Raw genomic sequence first — 18,728 nt, 5'->3', positions numbered from 1 at the left:
TAGCAGTGAAGATATATATTGAGAGGAGCAGTTATGGTTACCGTCGCGTTTTCGGAACTGCGCCAAAACCTTACGCAGGTGGCCGAAAAGGTTGCCAATGAGGGCGAGGAGGTTGTGGTCTTCAAGCGGAGCAAGCCGTTGTTCAAGATCGTGCCGCTCGACTATGAAGGTCCAGTTACGGTGGAATATGACGCTGCCCAGGAGCGTGGGGGCGCAAAACCGACGTGCGGCACGGGCAAGCCCAAGCGCGACGTGGGTACGATGTGGCATCCCAAGATTACCTGGAAGGAGATTCGCGAGATGCTCGCGGAGAATGAGGACTACCAGGAGTATCTCGATATCGTAGCCAAAATGCCAAAAGGAACGCCGCTCGATACGATGACGGTTGAAGATGAAAAGCGCGTCGCGAGGGAGCGCTACCTATGAGAGCATTTCTCGATACCAATTTTCTGCTCGATTGCGTGCTTCCGGGCCGGCCGGAGCATGGGGCGGCGCGAACGATCAAGGGGCTCGTCGACGTGGGGCTTATCGAAGGCGTTGTTTCGGCCTGCTCTCTCAAGGACGCGTACTACATTCTCACTAAACAGACAGGCGAGGCGCGCGCCCGCGAGGTAGTGCGCGACTGTCTTAAGAGCTACTCGGTAGAGCCTCTCGACCAAGAAGCTTGTTTTACCTCCGCCTATTCCGATGAGCCGGACTTTGAGGACGGCTGTATCCGTGCGATGGCCGAGCGTGCCGGCGTGGACTTTATCATCACGCGTGACCGCGCCGCTTTTGTGCGCTCGACCATCAAGACCTTCTCGCCTGCAGAGTTCATCCGTGCGTTTCCGATTCCGGAGGAGTAAAACCGCCATATCGGGGATTGTCCCCGGCGTTTGGCGAGCTTGTTGGGAGGCTCCTGGTCCAGTGACTGTTACAAAAAACGGCTATAGCAAATTTGTTGTACTTCGATCCGAGGACTACGACCTCATGGTTCAGGAACAGGCTAAGGCTCGTCTGATGGCTCGTATAGCTGTGGCCGAGCGGGAGCGTGCTGCTGGCACGGCGCGTGATGCCTTTGAGGCTCTCGATGACCTTGAGGCAAAATATGGCCTATAACGTCAAGATTCTGCCTTCAGCCGAACGTTTTCCGGGCGGTTCTTACTTTGCTGGGGCAACCGGCACCGTGATCTGCGTCACATAGGTCGCGGGGTCGTCGCTGATGATATCGTCGATGAGGGCGATTTCGCGTCGCCCCGCTACGCTGCCAACTTGTCAAAAGCCCCGCGTCGGTTGAGCACGGTAAACGCGACAACACAGATGACCGCCGACAAAATCGATCCGCACGGCGAGGCGATACCCATGGGAAACAACGTATCGGAATAGGCGTTCGACAGCAGCCACGCACCCGGCACGCGAATGAGCGCCACGGCCAGCACGTTGTGCGCAAAGCCGATGTAGCTCTTGCCGTATGCAGCGAAAAAGCCGCTAAAGCAAATGTGGATGCCGGCAAAGATTGCATCGAAAATGTAGCTGCGCATATAGCCGGTGCCGGCAGCGACCACCGCGGCGTCCTTGGCAAAAAAGCCGATAAACGCTGGCGCCACCAGCCACATCAGCACCGTGATCAGGCAGCCGTACACCACCGAGATCGTCATGGCGTCTTTAAGCACCTGACATGCGCGGTCGCCCTTGCCCGCGCCGGCGTTTTGCGCCGTGAGCGCGCTGACGGTGGCACCCATGGAACTCGGCACAATGAACAAAAAGCTGATCATCTTTTCGACCAGGCCCACGGCGGCGGCGTCGACGAGCCCTCGGTGGTTGGCGATGACGGTGATAAACATAAACGCCACCTGGATGCAACCGTCCTGCACGGCCACGGGCACGCCGATCTTAAGAATGCTGCCGAGCACCTCGGGCTGGGGGCGCAGGTCGCTGCGCTTAACGTGGATGTTCGTGCGGCGGCTCTTGAGCCACACGAGCGCGAGGGCAACGCTGGCCGTCTGCGCGGTTACCGTGCCGAGCGCCGCGCCCACGGGGCCGAGCCGCATGTGGCCGATAAACAGAAAATCGAGCGCGATGTTGATGATGCATGCCACGCCGATCACGTACATGGGCGAGCGCGAATCGCCCAGGCCGCGAAAAATGGCCGAGAGGATGTTGTATGCGGCGATAAACGGAATGCCGATAAAGCAAATGCGCAGGTAGGCGGCGGTGCCTTCGACTGCCTCGGCCGGCGTGCCAATGAGCGCCACGATTTGCGGGCACAGTGCGAGCAGGACGGCGGCCAGTACCACCGAGACGCCCATAAAGAGCGTGATGGTGTTGCCGATGGCGGTCTCGGCGCGATCGAAACGGCGCGAGCCCACAGCGTGGCCGACGATAACCGTCGTTCCCATGGCCAGCCCCACGAGCGTCACGGTAATGATGTAGAGCGTCTGCGCGCCATTTGCCACGGCGGTGATGCCGGCGGCACCGCTGAACTGCCCCATCATGTACAGGTCGGCCATGCCGTAGAGCATCTGCAAAAAGTACGAGAGCATATAGGGCAGGGCAAAGACCGCGATGGTCTTAAGGACATTGCCGCGTGTGAGGTCGTGTTCCATGAGCGGGGCTTTCTGGCTGGGTTTGTTCACGTACCAGTGTAGTGAAAACCCTATAACGATTGTAGAGTCAAGGTTTGTGATGACGCCGGAGCGAAAAAGTCTCGCGCACCATTATTCCGAGTGAATATGGACACACGTCACGAGAACTCGCCGCCGTCGCTAACCTTGCAGAAAACGATTTCGGAATACTTGACACCATTATTCGGCGCGCAATAATACGTGCGTTTGCGAACAACGTTTGATGGGGGTTGAACCTGCGTGCGCAATCTCAAAATACTGTTTTCCTATCTAGGGGCATACCGTCGCGATGCCATCCTCGGCGTGTTCTTTGTGTCGGTCGAGACGGTGCTCGAGCTGTTTATCCCGGTCATCATGGCCAACATCATCGATGTGGGCGTGCCTGCGGGTGATATCAACTACATGCTGCTGCAGGGGTCGTACATGTTGGTGTGCGCTGCGCTTTCGCTGGTACTGGGCTTGGGTTATGCACACACGTCCGCCCGCGTTGCCTCGGGCCTAGGCGCTAACCTGCGCGAGGCTGAGTACAAAAAGATTCAGACGCTCGCTTTTGGCAACCTGGACAACTACGACGCCAGCTCGCTCGTCACCCGCATGACCACGGACATCACCGTTATCCAAAATGCTGTGGGCAACGGCTTTCGCCCTATGGTGCGCGGCCCGGTGACGCTTATCGTCGGCCTTATCTACGCGCTGATGCTGTCGCGCCCGCTCGCCACCGTCTTTGCGATCATCTTGCCCGTGCTGGCAATCGTACTGGGCGCCATCACCTATCGCGTCAGTCCGCTCTACCGCCAACTCCAGACCTCGATGGACCACCTCAACGGCGTGGTACAGGAAGACCTCACCGCCGTGCGTGCCGTCAAGGCCTACGTTCGTACCGAGCACGAGGAGGCCAAGTTCGACACCGTCAATACCGAGCTCGCCGGCACTGCGACAAAGACCTTTGGCAGCGCGGTGCTCAACCTGCCGGTGTTTCAGCTGTCGATGTACGTGGCTGCGCTCTCCATCCTGTGGATTGGCGGCCGCATGATTCTCGCCGGCAAGCTGGGCGTGGGCTCGCTCACGGGCTTTATGAGCTACGTGCTGCTGATCATGAATTCGCTCATGATGATTTCCAACGTGTTTTTGCTGCTCACGCGCGCTCTTACGAGTGTGGGCCGTATCGCCGAGGTACTCGATGAGGAGCCCTTTATCGCCAACCCCGCGGGAGACCTCGCGATTGCGGCGCCAGCGGACGGCAGTATCGAGTTTCGCGACGTTTCCTTTAAATACCGCGCGGATGCAGCCGAGGATGTGCTCCAGCATATCGACCTTCGCATCGAGAGCGGCTCGACGGTGGGCATCCTCGGCGGCACGGGCTCGGGCAAGAGCTCGCTTGTGCAGCTGATTGCGCGCCTGTACGACGCCACCGAAGGCGCCGTGCTTGTGGGCGGACACGACGTGCGCGACTACGACCTCGCCGCCTTGCGCGACGCTGTGGGCATTGTGCTGCAAAAGAATGTGCTGTTTACGGGTACCGTGCGCGAGAACCTGCAGTGGGGCAATCCGCAGGCGTCGGACGATGAGCTCCTCGCGGCTTGCCGCGCAGCGTGCGTGGACGAGTTTCTTGATCGCATCGGCGGGCTGGACGGCGAGTTGGGCCAAGGCGGCGCCGGTGTTTCGGGTGGCCAGAAGCAACGCCTGTGCATCGCGCGCACGCTGCTCAAGCATCCGCGCGTGCTCATTTTTGATGACTCCACCAGCGCGGTCGATATGGCGACCGACGCTAAGATTCGCGAGCACATCGCTCGGATTTCCGATACGACCGTGCTCATCATCGCCCAGCGTATCGCGAGCGTCATGGATGCCGATCGCATTGTGGTGTTGGACGACGGTCGTGTCCACGGCGTGGGCACGCACGAGGAGCTGCTGGCGGGCGACAACATCTACCAGGAGATTTACGCCTCGCAGATGGAGTTTGCGGGGAACGCGGACGCCGGCGACGGCAGCGACGATGGTTGCGCGAATGATCCGTTTTCCTCCGTCCCCGGAGGATCGCCCTTGGAAGGGGGTGAGCGCCATGCCTAAGACCGCAGCCCAAGCACGCCCGGCCGACCTCAAGCGCACCGTGCGCCGCCTGCTCTCCTACATGGGGCATGCCAAGTTCTCGTTGCTCGCGGTGGGCGTGCTCGCCTCCGTCGCCGCCATCGCGAGCCTCGCCGGCACCTACATGGTGCGCCCCATCGTTAACGGCTTGGCTACGGGCGGGGAGGAACTGCTCGCCAAGCAGGTCATCCTGACGGCGATCATCTACGCCGCGGGCGTGCTTTCGGCCCTGGGCTACTCGCAGATCATGGTGCGCGCGGCCCAACGCGTGGTGTCCGATATTCGCCGCGACCTGTTCGCGCACATCCAGACGCTGCCGCTCAGTTATTTTGACAGCACGCGCTCGGGCGACATCATGAGTTTTTTCACCAACGACGTCGACACCGTCTCCGAGGCGCTTAACAACAGCTTTGCCAACGTGATTCAGGCCGCCATTCAGGTTGTGGGCACCACGGCTATGCTCATCATCCTTAACTGGCAGCTCACGATTATCACACTCGTGTGCGATGCGGCCATTGTGCTGTATGCGCGCTACTCGGGCGCGCGCTCTAAGCGTTTCTTTGCTGCCCAGCAGGCATCGCTTGGCGACCTGGACGGATATATCGAAGAGATGGTCTCGGGTCAAAAGGTCATCAAGGTCTTTAACCGTGAGGCGGCGAATGTCGCCGGCTTTGCCTGCCGCAACGACGAGCTTCGCCGCACCGGCACCGCCGCCGTGAGCTATGCCAACTCCATGGTGCCCATGACCGTCGTGATTGGCTACGTCAACTATGCCATCGTCGCCGTGGCGGGCGGCATGCTCTGCATCAAGGGGCTCGCCGACGTAGGTGCGCTTGCAAGCTACCTGGTCTTTGTGCGCCAGGCCGCCATGCCCATCAACCAGTTTACGCAGCTCGGCAACTTCTTGCTCAACGCGTTGGCCGGTGCCGAGCGCCTGTTTGCGGCTATGGACCTTGAGCCCGAGGTGGACGAGGGCTGCGTGGAGCTGGTGCAGACGGGCGATGCCGCGTGGGCGTGGAAAATTCCCGAGGGCCAGGGCGTGGGCGTCTACGGGCACCTGCATGACGTGGCAGCCGTTGATGAGTCGGGCCGCGCGGTGGCCGCCGACGGCACCGAGCTCACGTGCGGCTTGGTCCCGCTTGCCGGCGACGTGCGCTTCCATGCCGTGGACTTTTCTTACGTGCCAGGCACCCGCGTGCTCACGGATCTCAACCTGTTTGCCAAGCCGGGGCAAAAGATCGCCTTTGTGGGCTCGACGGGCGCCGGAAAGACGACCATTACCAACCTCATCAACCGCTTCTACGAGGTCGATGACGGCGAGATTACGTACGACGGCATTGACGTCAAGCACATTGCCAAGGCCAGCCTGCGCGGGTCGCTCGGCATTGTGCTGCAGGACACGCACCTGTTTAGCGGCACCATTGCGCAGAACATCCGCTTTGGCAAGCTCGACGCGACCGACGAGGAGGTGCGCGCCGCTGCCGAGGCCGCCTGCGCCGACTCGTTTATCCGCCGCCTGCCGCGGGGCTACGATACACCGGTCACGGCCGACGGCGCCAACCTGTCGCAGGGTCAGCGTCAGCTGCTCGCCATCGCGCGCGTGGCCGTCGCCGATCCGCCGGTGCTCATCCTGGACGAGGCCACGAGCTCCATTGACACGCGTACCGAAAAGCTCATCGAGCGCGGTATGGACCGCATCATGCGCGGTCGCACCACGTTTATGATCGCGCACCGCCTGTCCACTGTCCGCGACGCCGACGCCATCATGGTCCTCGAACACGGCCGCATCATCGAGCGCGGCACGCACGAAGAGCTGCTCGCCCAGCACGGCGAGTACTGGCAGCTGGCGCATGGCTTAAAAGAGCTGGATTAACCCGTTCGAGCACGATGCTTTGATCCCTCCGTGCCCCTCACCTCGCCTCAAACCGTCACAACATTCGACGTTTTCCGCCAAAATCGGGAAAAGCATCGAATGTTGTGATGGTTTTTCTACCACTCGACCGGGTGGAATTGCTTTCTTGCGCACGAAGGTGTGCGAACCCGTGGGCAGGGGAATAAGGTTGGTTATCCGACTCCATTGGAGGGCTCATGGACCTGCCGATCGTCCTGTCCCATAAGACTGCCTGGCTGTACCACAACGTGGCGCGCCCATCCGAGCCGCTCTCGCGAGCAAGCAGCCTATACGATGAGGACTCGCTTGCCAACGAGGCGGAGCCGACCGCGACCCTGCCCAAATTGGGACTCGATGCCAAGGGGCTGAGGGCTTCAACGGCAGTTGGGATCGTTACCGACTATCTGGTTTCGCTCGGTATTCCACGAGAAGAGCTCGATCATATCGACACGCTCGTCAACTTCGATTTTGAGCGCTCGATGCCGGCTGGATTTAGGTGCCACGTGTTTGGGGCGCCGATACCTCCAGGCCATCTTATCGAGGCGGCAGAGGGCCTTCTGGTGGTTGATGAGGCCATGTGCTTTGTCCAAGCGGGTTCGTGGATGAGCGAGCCCGAGCAGCTGGAATATGGCTACGAAATCTGCGCCCGATACCATTTGAATCATCTGTCGACAGGCGATTATATCGAGATGGGGCAGAGGTATACCGTTGCCGACTTGATCGCCTATTGCAATGAGAACCGATCTCGTCAGGGGGCTATACGCGCGGCCGCCGTGCTCAAGCGCGTGCACGATGGCGCGCGGTCGCCCATGGAGACGGCCACCGCAATCATGGTCGTAGCAAAACGTTCCCAGGGAGGGCTGGGATACGCCAAGATCGAGCTCAACCATCGGGTCGATGTTCCCAACGAGTTCAAGTATCTCGCAAAGGCCGGGTATTTTGAGATCGACGTATATGCGCCTGCGAGCGGTACGGGGATTGAATACAACGGTTCGGACCATCTTGATAAATAGCGCAGCGCGTCGGATGCGGAGCGTATGACCGTGCTGAGCGCGCTGGGCTTTAGGATGATCGTCCTCACCGGGACTCAGTTTGCCCATCAGCTGCAATTGCACCGGGCGATGAACGCCATCGCACTCGCTATGGGCCTTAAGTGCGACCGAAGCGAAGCGTTCCAGAAGCGGCAGAACGACCTGCGAGAATTCGTGATTCGGCACTGGAACGGCGGCCTTTAGGGGCGCTTTGGTCCTTCTACGGGGCGCTGCGGCAGGCAAACCATCACAACATTCGACGTTTTTTGCCAAAATCGGGAAAAGCATCGAATGTTGTGATGATCTGTGCTGAGGATGGGCTTGGAAAGTCCGTTTTGCTCGAAGCGACCTGTCCTGTCGTACGGGTGTCGGCATGATTCTCTCGTGGGGTATTATGTTTTCCGAAGAATAAAACGCCGCGTGAGGGGAGGGCTGCGTGGACGGGCACGTGCAACATGACGGTTTTGGCCGCGATATCAACTACCTGCGCATTGCCGTTACCGACAAGTGCAATTTCCGCTGCATTTACTGCATGCCGGCCGATGGCGTGGCGCCCCGCGCGCACGACGAGCTGCTCAGCGCCGAGGAAATCGCCCGCTTTGTGCGCTTGGTGGCGGGGGAGGGCATTCGCCGCGTGCGCCTGACGGGTGGTGAGCCGCTGGTCAGTCGCCGTATCATCCCGCTTATTCGCGACATTCGCGCGATCCCGCAGATCGAGGACATCTCGCTCACCACCAACGGCGCCCTGCTGCCCAGGCTGGCGCCGCAGCTCAAAGACGCAGGGCTTAACCGAGTCAACATCTCGCTCGACACGCTCGACCCTACGCTCTTTGGAAAGATCACGCGCTTGGGTCGACTCGAGCAGACCATGGCCGGTATCGACGCGGCGCTGGCTTGGGGCTTTGAGCCCGTTAAGGTCAACTGCGTTGTAGTGCGCCGGCTCAACCAGGATGTGGCGGCCCTCGCACGACTGACCGTCGACCGCCCCATCCACCTGCGCTTTATCGAATATATGCCCATCGGCGACGAGCACACGAGCTCGCATTGTGCCGTAGACCCTCACGCGCCCACACTCAATCCCGAGCTGTGGGATGCGAGCGACACCATTCCGAGCGGTGAGCTGCGGGCGCGTATCAACGCCGGGGCAGCCGCGGCGGGCTTGGGTGAGCTTGAGCCGCTCGACGTCAACGATGCCCCCGCCGGCGCGGGCCCTGCGCGCTATTGGCACTTTCCGGGTGCGGCGGGAACGGTTGGCTTCATCAGCGCCATGTCCAACCATTTTTGCGCGAATTGCAACCGTCTGCGCCTGACGGCCGATGGCAACGTGCGTCCGTGCCTGTTCAGCGATGCCGAGTATTCGGTGCGTGAGGCGCTGCGCCGTGGTGATGATATGCAGGTACTTTCGATTTGGCGCGATGCCGTGGCCCACAAACCGCAGGAACACGCGATAATTGAGGGCACGCAACGATTTATGTCCCAAATCGGAGGATGATCATATGGCCAAGAGCAGGTACGCCGATGCCACCAAGGCCGCTCGCAGGGCCGCGATGTCTGCCCACAAAGCCACGACCGCGGCGAATGCTGGCAACGCCGACGCGTCCGCGCAGCCGACTGCCAGCGCTGCCACCGAGCCCGCCCGCGACGCCCGTCGTGACGAGCTGACGCACGTGGACGCCAAGGGCGAGGTACGCATGGTCGACGTGTCCGACAAGGCCGAGACCCATCGCATTGCCATCGCCGAGGGCACTATCCTCATGCATCCCGAGACGCAGGCCATGGTGCTGCAGGACCGCGCCAAAAAGGGCGACGTGCTTGCCTGCGCGCGCGTGGCGGGCATTATGGCCATCAAGCGCACGAGTGACATCATCCCCATGTGCCATCCGTTGCTCATTACCAAGAGTAAGTGCGACATTGCGCCCATCGCTCCGGCGGGGACGCCGGCCGAGGACGTGCCCGAGGGCTGGGCGCCGGCGCGCGCGGACGGGCAGGTCGGCTTTCACATACTGGTTACGGCGGGCGTGACGGGCAAGACAGGTATCGAGATGGAGGCCCTGACCGGCGCGAGCGCTGCGTGCCTGACCATCTACGACATGTGCAAGGCCGTCGATCGCGGCATGGAGATCGTTGACGTGCGCCTGTTGCACAAGGAGGGCGGCCGCTCGGGCGTATGGGACCGCGCAGAGCGTCAGGCCGCTGCCGTTGAGGCCGTGGCCGCTGACGGTGCCGCGCCCGCGAGCGCACCCGTCGCCGTCGCGCCCGCAGCTCCCACTCCAGCCGTCCCCGCGATCGCGTTTATCGGCTACCAAAACTCGGGCAAGACCACGCTCGTCGAGAAGGTTATCGCCGAGCTCACCCGCCGCGGCCTGCGCGTGGGTTCGCTCAAGCATCATGGGCATCACGGCTTTGATATCGATGTGCCCGCTAAGGACACCTGGCGCCATCACCAGGCCGGATCCAAGCATGTGGGCCTCATCTGCGCCACGCGCTGGGCGGAGTACGCCGACACGCGCGAGGAGGACGAGATGCCCGCGCGCGAGCTGCTGTCGCGCTACAACGATGTCGACGTGGTGATCATCGAGGGTTACAAGACCGAGGGCTTCGACAACATCGTGGTCGCGCGCTCCGGTGTCGACCGTCTGCGCGGCAAGAGCTCGCTCGACCTGGTCGACGGTCACACGCTGGCCCTTGCCTGCAACGAGGCACTGGCGCGTCAGGCCTTCGACGCCGGCTTTGCGACCCGAGCCATCAACATCAACGACGCCCGAGCCATCTGCGATCTTATCCAAGACCATCTTTAAGGCTCGACGCTGCGCCGGCCCCAAGCACCCCATCTCGCCCCTCAAGCCGTCGCTCGCGTACCAAAGTACGCGTCGCTCCTCTTTCGGGGCGACCTGGGGCACTTGGAACCGGCTCGCTGCGCTGCCATAACATGCCAAAAAGGGACAGGTTTATTTTGGCAGGTTTTAGCTGGGCAAACGTCATTTCCACCACAAAGGGGCCAGGCGCCTTTGTGGTGTTTTTTGCTTTGGTAGATGTGTGGGACATGTCTTACAATCTACCAAGTAGTTCATGACGGGCGAAAAACGGAGAGAAGGGGCTTGATGCGTCCTTAATGTTTCATGCGGATAGATTGATTTGACAGACGGTGGCGAATGCCCGCCGTCCGCATTCGTATGAAACAAGGAGTCTCCATGCTCGTCTCTCTTTTCTCAAAGCCTCAATCATTGCTGTCCGTGCAGGCCAAGCGCCTGGTGGCGATGCGCTTTCTCATCTACACGGGGTTTCAGACTAGTTATTTTATCGGCGTCATCGGAACGCTTACCTATGCGGACGACGCCTCGGTCGTCGCGACGTCGCTGGCCGTCCTGTTTATGAACGTTTTCGTGATCTTGGGATCCTTTGCGGGCGGCGCTGCGCTCGACGCATGGGGTCCGCGCCGCCATTTCTTGCTGAGCACCATCGGCGCTCTCGCAACTGGCACGGCAATCATCGCCTTTGGTAGCGCGACCGGCGTCGTCCTGCTCGGCGCGGTGCTCCTGGGCTTTACGATGGGATTCGCTCAGCCCATTGCCACGTCCTATCCGGCCTACCTCACCGATGATCCCGTCGAGCTCAAAGACATCAACTCCGCTATTGCCATGTTTTCAAACGTGAGTATCATCGTTGGCCCCACGCTGGGCGGCTTTGTCGCGGCGGCTGCGTCGTCGCGCGCGGTGTTCGTGCTCATGATGCTCTTTACCGTACTGGCGCTCGTCGCCGGCTGGGGCTTTAGGCCGCAGACCAGCCATGTCGCCGGGCATGCGGATGCCGATTCGGCAGAGGAAGGGGAGCGTGCGGGACAAAGCTCCAATCCCAGCACGTCCGCCCGCGCCACCTTCGCAGCCAGCATCAAGACGGTCTTTACCAACAGCGTTCTCGCCCTGCTGTTTTGCATCATTTTTCTTTCGAACTTTGGATACGGAGCCTTCGATCCGCTGGAGTCGTTCTTCTACCGCGATGTCCTGCACGTCGGCGTTGAGTGGATGGGCTGGCTTTCGTCTGCCTGCGGTGTGGGCGCGGTGCTGGGCGCCATGGTTGCGCTCCGGTTGCCGCCGCACCTGGTCAACCTTAAAACGCTGCTCGTGGCACTTATGTCCGTGGGCCTGGGAAGTCTGCTCTATGTGGGGACGCCGTACGTGGGTGTGGCCCTTGTCGGCCAAATCGCCCTGGGCATAGCTTGGGGCGTCGTCAACCCGCTCCACAACACCATCGTGCAAACGACGGCGCCGCTCGAGCAACTCGGCCGTGTGAACTCGGTCATGGGCTTTGGCAATATGTTCGCTGGCGTGGCCCCGCTGGCGGTTGCACCGTGGCTGGCGGCGACATTTGGCGTGCAGCAGACGCTCGTAGGGGCGGGTATGGTCGTGACGGCGGTTCCCGCGTCGTTGCTGCTGTTTGGACGCAACCACTTGGATCGTGCCGTAAAGCGGTAAAAACCATCACAACATTCGATGAAAATTGCGATTTTGCCGAAAAACATCGAATGTTGTGATGGTTTGTGCCCCGGATCCGGCCACCCTTCGGGTTCGGCCACCACAAAGGGGCCGGGCACCTTTGTGGTGGTTTTTGCTTTGATAGGCCGCGCCCGCGCCTTGGTATACCATGTACGCCGTTCACGAATACACCCCACACCGCCGCACAACCCAGAAAGGCTCCCATGGACACCACCTTCAGCCACATCAAAGCCGTGTTCTGCGATATCGACGGCACGCTGCTCACGAGCCAGCACACGGTGTCCCCGCGCACCGTGGCGGCGATCCGTGCCCTGCGCGAGCGCGGCGTGCTCTTTGGCCTGTGCACCGGGCGCGACGCCCACGCGACCGAGGCCATGTACGAGCTCTGGGGCATCGAAGGCCTGGTAGACGTGCTGGTGGGCTGCGGTGGCGCCGAGGTCATCGACCGGGCGCACGGCATCAACGAACTGAGCTATCCGCTGCCGGGCGAGACCATCGCGCGCATCTGCAAGCACATGGCGGACCTTCCGGCAACGCCCGTCTGCCCCCGAGACGGCGTGTTCTACGTGCCCGAGAGCAACGCGTGCGTCGAGCACCTGTCACGCGTCGACGGCGTGCCCTACCAGGTGGTCGATTTTGCCGAGTTTTTGCGCGAGCCGCAGCCCAAGGTGATGTTTACCATGGCGCCCGAGGTAATGCCGCGGGTGATTGAGCGGGCGTCGACGTTTGCTGATGACACTGTTAAGGCGGCGGCTCTGCAAACCACGCAGCGGCTCTACGAGTTTATGGATCCGCGCGTGTCCAAGACACGCGGCCTTGTGCGTGTGGCGGAGCTCAACGGCATGGAGCTCCAGAACATCTGCGTGTTTGGCGATGCCGATAACGACACCTGCATGGTTGCCGACGCCGGCGTGGGCGTGGCCATGGCAAACGGCAGCGATGCCACCCGCTCCGCTGCCGATTTTGTAACCGCGAGCAACGACGAAGACGGCATCGCGATCTTTATCGAGGAACATCTGCTGTAGCGCCGGGGGAGAGCCACCACAAAGGGAATAGGCACCTTTGTGGCGGCCTCAGGCGATTTGGGCGAAATGATGCCTAAAATCTGCGCGAAAATTCAAATATAGTTGTCTGAACATCATGCTTATAACCACCGATGGGTTAAAGATATTCTCATCAATTTGGTAGGATATTCATCCCGGTTAATGACCTACCACTCACGGTCGATTTTCGACCGTTCACAGGATGCTCGCTCTTGAGCAAAATGTTGTGCAAATAAAACTAATGCCATTAAAAAATAATACGCAACTAAATTACCAGCAGAAACAAAAAATAGATAGCGAATAAACGAAGGTAAATCTGAGCAAATGTCAAGAGAATTGAGAACTCGCTACAAAAATGTCGGTTTTGTTGCTCAGATGTTTAAACAATCGTTATAATTGCATTACTAAACGAGCGCAATTACAGATTGCGCAGATACGTTTGATAGTGAAAGAGCAAGATCGCGGTCTCTTGGGGAGGAGACATCGATGAAAGCGAATTCAGACAAATCTAAGCAGAGTAAAAAAGCGACGCGCCGTGTACTGGCAGGCGTTTTGTGCGGAGCCTCCGTTTTGAGCCTGGTACTGTCGCTCGTTATGCCCCCGATCTCGCAGGCCATCGCCAACGATGCCCAGACAGTTTCTACCGCGGAAACTGTAATGGGGGGGGGTTCCTCAAGTGAGTCCGCTGCTGTAGGTAACACCAGCGAGGATGCCGAAAACCAGAATAGCGACGAGACCGATGGCGGCGAGTCTGGCTCTTCAAATAGTGTTGAGCAGGCTCAGAGTGCGAATGCGGCTTCAGAGGGAGCGACGGCCACCGTGAAGCCGGGAATTTACGTTCCCACGTCTATCGGTATCGGTACGAATATCAATGTCTCAACCCCTGATCCCGGCGTGGCCACCTACGTCGGCCGCGACATGTACATCGGTGGTAAGCCGAGCGATAAGCCGAGCGACGGCACTATCGATCTTGATGCGGACAACGCCCCCACCGGCTCATATGCCGCTGAGGCGGAGGGCCTTACCGTGGTCCGTGGCAAGCTTGCCATGAATCCACTCAAAGAGAGCTGGCCCTATAATAATAGTGGCGGCGCTGGTTTCCGCTTTGGCACCGTTGGTTTTGGTTCCCAGTTCCGTCCTGTCTACGGCAGCACCGTGCTTGCGGTCGCCGGAATCGACAGTGCAATCACCAAAATGAGCGTTGGTTACAACGGCAACTTGCCGGGGGCGACTACCGTTGGCGCTTGGAACAAAGGCGCTTGGGTCGGACAGCAGAGACCTTTTGAGGGCGCGACTCCTTCCGGCTTTGCCTACACCGCGCAAATCGCAGGCCCCATCACATACTGGCGCGATAGCGACTATAAACGCCAGTCTGTGGTGACAATGCAGGGTAATTGGTACGAGGGCTTGTCTGCTCTGGAAAGCACCCTGTTCAATAAAGCTGTTGATTTGACTAATGTCAACGGTAGCGATTATTCGAGCTATAACGGTACAAATGGATACCTCTCGAAGCTATCGAAACAGCTCGACTCGTTTGAAGATACCGGCGAGGTGGATGTCAACGGCTTTGCAGAGCCTAATAGCAACTACGTCATCAACAAGTACAATAACGACGGAACAAGCTATACACTCAAATTCGATGGTAGCGACGATGGTAGCGGCAAGTCTGTTTCCGGTGCGCTCGATACCGGAATCCCGAGCAATAAGATTCGCAACACCGAGCGACTCATCACCTTTACCGGCGATGGAACTTCTATGCAACAGGTCTTCACCATCGCCGGTTCCGAGCTCTCCAACTGGAAGGATGGCGTCTACTACCGCGGCGTCGACTTTAAGTTCACCAATATCCCCGAAGGCGCATCCATTGTCGTGAACGTTACAGGTACTAATCCTGTCGAGTTCCACAACGGCTGGCGCTTCTGGTGGGGAGATACAGAAATATCTCGCGGTTACGAGAGTCAGTACGCCAAGAAAGACCTTGACGCGAAATACTCGCTGGCCTCCCAGTCCATCATGTGGAACTTCGTCGATACCACCAGCCTTACCATTCGAGGCGGCATCGCGGGAGAAAACCGCGCGGACTGGGGATACGGCGGCACAGCCACCGGTGCCAAGTGGACTGACGACGATCCTGCGGCGGCTATGATCGGATCGATTCTCGTTCCCAACGGAAGTTTCGACGACCATGTGACTACCAACGGCCGCGTTTATGTGGGCGTCGATTTCTCAATGGACAGCCCGAAGGTTGCCGCAGCATTTGGTGAGGGTAACTCGGCTTCCGTCATCGATATGGATCAGGAGCGTCACAACTTCCCGTGGTCTGGGTCGTATACGCCCGACGGCTCCGCCGTTGCGTGGAGCAAGGTCGATGCGGCGAACGGCAACACGTCGCTTCCTGGTTCCTCGTGGGCTATCTATGGTTCTGTCGAGAATGCTGTCGCGGGCAAGGACGCTATCGTGACGGTGACTGACGGTGGCGCAAATGATTACGCTTCGGGTGATGGCAAGCTTCAGTTCAACTATCTGAACCAGAAGGCAAACATCGGCAATTCCAACGATACCAACTACTTCACGTATTACATCAAAGAGGAGACGGCGCCGGCTGGCTACCAGAAGTCAGACACCATCTACTATGCCACTATGAACAATACTGGCGAGAAGCCGAACTACGTTCAGGGTTACGTGGATGAGAACGGCAAAAATGTTCCGTTCGAGAATAACCCCACAGGTGCCATTCCCAACACCAAGATCATCACCGGTACGGTGTCTTGGACCAAGGTGGGGGAGGGCGACACAAAACACACTCCTTTGGCTGGTTCTGAGTGGAAACTCACCAAGACTAATGACGCCGATGGTGCGGCCGTTAACCAGTCCTCGACCGTGAGAGATCAGGTGAGCGACCAGTCGACTTCGAGCGATACCACGTGGGTAGACACCGACACCGCGCCTGGCAAGTTCAAGCTCGAGGGCCTGCTGCCGGGCACGTACACGCTTGTTGAGACCCAGGCTCCGTTTGGCTACGAACTGAACAAGAACACCTACAAGTTCACGGTGGACAGCACAAACGGCTCCATTACGTGGAAAGAGAACGAGCAGCCGAGCATCGTTGGCGGCACTACGTACATCTCCGACAAGTGCAGTGCTACGTCCGTGAAGATCCCGGTGACCAAATCCGTTCGCAATACGGATTGGCCGAAGGATGCTGACGACAACTATGTGCCGTTCGAGTTCAGCATTGTGGCTACGGGTGACTATGCAGCCAATGCCCCCATGCCCGAAGCGCCCAAGATTTCTGTTGCCCCAAAGGCAGGGGAGACCGACGCCGACAAGCTCAACAACATCACGGCGACCTTTGGCGCCATGACGTTCAACAAGTCGCACCTGTCCGATACCCCCGGTACGGCGGATGACTACGCCAGGACCTACACCTACACGGTGAAGGAGGTCGCGCCTACCACCGGTGCCATCGATAAGCTCCGCTACTCCAAGGCCGAGTACCAGGTTGCCGTCACGGTGGAGGCCGAGCTGAATAAGGCCGGCAAGTACTCCGGCCTCACCACTTCCACCACGGTCACGCAGATGAAGGACGACATGGGCAACGCCCTGGGTGAGAACGGGCAGGGCGTCGTGGTTCAACCCTCCGCCGCCGCGCCCGACGCCATTCCCGCCTCCACCTTCACCAACACCTACTCCACCACTCTGCCCCTTTCTGGTATGTCGGGCGTCACTCTGACGTACCTTGCCGGCGCGGCGGTGCTTTGCGTCGCTGCGGCCTGGATGCACATTCGTCGCAAGGCGAATGCGAAGGGAGGTGAGCGTCGTGAATAAGAAAGTTTGCTCCTTCCCGATCTTGTTTGCGCTGCTTGCCCTCCTGATCGGCATCTGCGCGGTTGTGTTCCCCGCATCCGCGCAGGCCGCGCCGACCTCGACCGGTTCCATCACGGTGAGCGGCACCGTGGCGAGCAGCTACGACGCCTACCAGATCTTTAGCGCCAACGTCGTCGACGGCGACAGCGACGCCAAGATCGCCACCGACCTCGCTTGGGCAAACGACGCCGCGCGCGACGCCGCGCTGCCTGTGCTGCACAGCGCCGGCATGCCCAATTCCCAGACCACCGCGCAGGAAGCTGCCGAGTGGCTCAACGCCGATTCCCACCTTACGAGTGCGCTGAGCGCACAGCTCGCTCGTTCCCTCCAGAGCTCTGGCGCCGTGTCCGTGGCCCTTAACGCGGGCACGGAGGCCAAGCTGCCCTGCGGCTACTGGCTCATCGTCGCCGACGACGACGCCATCGCCCAGGGCGAGGCCGGCACCGCGCCGATCATGGCCCTGGTGGGCGGCAGCGCCGTCACCGTCAAGCCCAAGGCCGCGACCCCCAAGGTCCAAAAGCACGTGCTGGAGGACAGCACCGCCGCTTGGCAGAAGGCCGCCGACGCAACGGTTGCCGATGACCTGTACTGGCGCCTCTCTACCACGGTCCCGGCGGGCCTCACGGCCTACGATACCTATACGGTACGGTTCGTCGACACCATGAGCGCGGGGCTCGACCCCTCCAAGGTGGCCGCGAGCATGCGCGTGTACGTGGCGGCGGGCGCGGACGGCGGCTTTGACGCCGTCCAGACCGGCAAGGACGGCCGCGCCGGCACCGAGCCCGCGAAGGGCTGGACCGATATCACGGCCCAGTGCGCCACCAAGGTAGCGGCGGACGGGACCTTCACCGTGCGCACCGGCGACCTGATCGCCGCGCTCGGCGGGGCCGACGCCTTCACCGCGGGCGCCCGCGTGGTCGCCGTGTACAATGCGCCGCTCAACAGCGCATGCAACCACGGCATCGCGAAGGGCAACCCCAACGAGGTCTACCTGCGCTACCCGCGCTCTCCCTTTGCCGACCAGTCCGGCGACGCGGGCTTCACCCACACGCCGAGCGATGACGCGTGCGCCTACACCTGGGATCTCGCGCTCACCAAGCGCGGCAGCGACGGCGACAAACCGCTTGCCGGGGCGGTCCTGAGCATCGCCGACGACCGCGGCCGCACGCTGGCGGCCGATGGCACGTGGGATGCGGAGGGCAAGGCCACCGTCACCACGGGCGAGGACGGCCGCGTGACCGTCTCGGGCGTGGACTCGGGCAAGCTGGAGGTCCGCGAGCTCAAGGCGCCCAAGGGCTACACCGCCTTTGAGGGCACGCGCTCCGTGACAGTCAAGGCCGAGGGCCTGGACGTCGACCAGGTGGCCGCCGCCAAGCCCAAACTCACCATCACGGCCGAGTCGCCCCTGCGCGCCGACAGCGCGGACGGGTCGACTGGCAGTCTGGAGGCGTCGCTCATTAACACGCCCACCGGCACACCCCCTAGCATTACCACCGGAGGCTTCATGCCCTCGACTGGCGATATGGCAATGTACGCCGCGGCCGCCGCAGCGGTCGCCGGAGCCGCGCTCATCGTGGTCGCGCTCCTGGTCAAGCGGGGAGGTGGCAGCCATAAAGAGTAGCTGGCAGCCCCACAGAGAGCGGGGCGAGACGTAGCGAAGTAGATGCTAAGACACAGACAGATGATGACCGATCGAATGAGAATCAAACGGA

The 18,728-nt window shown here is 60.6% G+C and carries 14 protein-coding genes; 13 read left to right on the top strand and 1 reads right to left on the bottom strand.

Annotated features, from left to right (window positions below; all coding sequences use genetic code 11):
* Positions 1-33: 33 nt before the first annotated feature.
* The 3 genes from AAAX77_RS06645 to AAAX77_RS06635 all read left to right on the top strand — a co-directional run bounded on the left by AAAX77_RS06645 (position 34) and on the right by AAAX77_RS06635 (position 1,098).
* The gene (locus tag AAAX77_RS06645; RefSeq protein WP_195520921.1) at positions 34-426 is read left to right on the top strand and encodes a type II toxin-antitoxin system Phd/YefM family antitoxin; all 393 of its coding nucleotides are present in this window, start codon (positions 34-36) and stop codon (positions 424-426) included.
* On the top strand, positions 423-845 hold the full coding sequence (locus tag AAAX77_RS06640; RefSeq protein WP_349105417.1) for a PIN domain-containing protein: 423 nt from the start codon (positions 423-425) through the stop codon (positions 843-845). The genes AAAX77_RS06645 and AAAX77_RS06640 overlap by 4 nt, the downstream gene beginning before the upstream one ends.
* Positions 846-969: 124 nt before the next feature.
* Entirely contained in the window at positions 970-1,098 is a 129-nt protein-coding gene (locus AAAX77_RS06635) for a hypothetical protein (RefSeq protein WP_006234727.1), read from the top strand.
* A 140-nt stretch (positions 1,099-1,238) separates the two neighbouring features.
* Here AAAX77_RS06635 and AAAX77_RS06630 read toward each other — a convergent pair whose 3' ends face one another.
* Positions 1,239-2,639, bottom strand: coding sequence for an MATE family efflux transporter (locus AAAX77_RS06630; RefSeq protein WP_349105437.1), 1,401 nt, complete (start codon positions 2,637-2,639; stop codon positions 1,239-1,241).
* A 204-nt stretch (positions 2,640-2,843) separates the two neighbouring features.
* Between AAAX77_RS06630 and AAAX77_RS06625 the strand changes: the two genes are divergently transcribed.
* The 10 genes from AAAX77_RS06625 (at position 2,844) to AAAX77_RS06580 (ending at position 18,637) form a co-directional block, all read left to right on the top strand.
* Positions 2,844-4,673, top strand: a complete 1,830-nt coding sequence (locus tag AAAX77_RS06625; RefSeq protein WP_349105415.1) for an ABC transporter ATP-binding protein — start codon at positions 2,844-2,846, stop codon at positions 4,671-4,673.
* Entirely contained in the window at positions 4,666-6,564 is a 1,899-nt protein-coding gene (locus tag AAAX77_RS06620) for an ABC transporter ATP-binding protein (protein ID WP_349105413.1), read from the top strand. The genes AAAX77_RS06625 and AAAX77_RS06620 overlap by 8 nt, the downstream gene beginning before the upstream one ends.
* 215 nt (positions 6,565-6,779) lie before the next feature.
* Complete coding sequence (locus AAAX77_RS06615) at positions 6,780-7,595, top strand: hypothetical protein (protein ID WP_349105411.1); 816 nt, start codon at positions 6,780-6,782, stop codon at positions 7,593-7,595.
* A gap of 24 nt (positions 7,596-7,619) precedes the next feature.
* Entirely contained in the window at positions 7,620-7,817 is a 198-nt protein-coding gene (locus AAAX77_RS06610) for a hypothetical protein (protein ID WP_349105408.1), read from the top strand.
* A 232-nt stretch (positions 7,818-8,049) separates the two neighbouring features.
* Positions 8,050-9,105: a GTP 3',8-cyclase MoaA gene (moaA, locus tag AAAX77_RS06605; RefSeq protein ID WP_349105406.1), complete on the top strand. Its 1,056-nt coding sequence runs from the start codon at positions 8,050-8,052 to the stop codon at positions 9,103-9,105.
* A 4-nt stretch (positions 9,106-9,109) separates the two neighbouring features.
* Entirely contained in the window at positions 9,110-10,411 is a 1,302-nt protein-coding gene (mobB, locus tag AAAX77_RS06600) for a molybdopterin-guanine dinucleotide biosynthesis protein B (protein WP_349105404.1), read from the top strand.
* 393 nt (positions 10,412-10,804) lie between these two features.
* Complete coding sequence (locus AAAX77_RS06595; protein ID WP_349105403.1) at positions 10,805-12,085, top strand: MFS transporter; 1,281 nt, start codon at positions 10,805-10,807, stop codon at positions 12,083-12,085.
* A gap of 224 nt (positions 12,086-12,309) precedes the next feature.
* Positions 12,310-13,131 carry an HAD family hydrolase gene (locus AAAX77_RS06590; protein ID WP_349105400.1) on the top strand — a complete coding sequence of 274 codons (822 nt, stop codon included), beginning with the start codon at positions 12,310-12,312 and terminating at the stop codon, positions 13,129-13,131.
* A gap of 504 nt (positions 13,132-13,635) precedes the next feature.
* Positions 13,636-16,977 (top strand): SpaA isopeptide-forming pilin-related protein, encoded by a 3,342-nt coding sequence (locus AAAX77_RS06585; RefSeq protein ID WP_349105398.1) that lies wholly within the window; start codon positions 13,636-13,638, stop codon positions 16,975-16,977.
* Positions 16,970-18,637, top strand: a complete 1,668-nt coding sequence (locus AAAX77_RS06580; RefSeq protein ID WP_349105396.1) for a SpaA isopeptide-forming pilin-related protein — start codon at positions 16,970-16,972, stop codon at positions 18,635-18,637. The genes AAAX77_RS06585 and AAAX77_RS06580 overlap by 8 nt, the downstream gene beginning before the upstream one ends.
* The last annotated feature ends 91 nt before the right edge of the window (positions 18,638-18,728 follow it).

It is taken from the genome of Collinsella sp. CLA-ER-H6, from assembly GCF_040092305.1.
Classification (GTDB): Bacteria; Actinomycetota; Coriobacteriia; order Coriobacteriales; family Coriobacteriaceae; genus Collinsella.
Note: the sequence above shows the minus strand (reverse complement) of the source record. Positions and strands in the feature narration are given on the sequence as shown.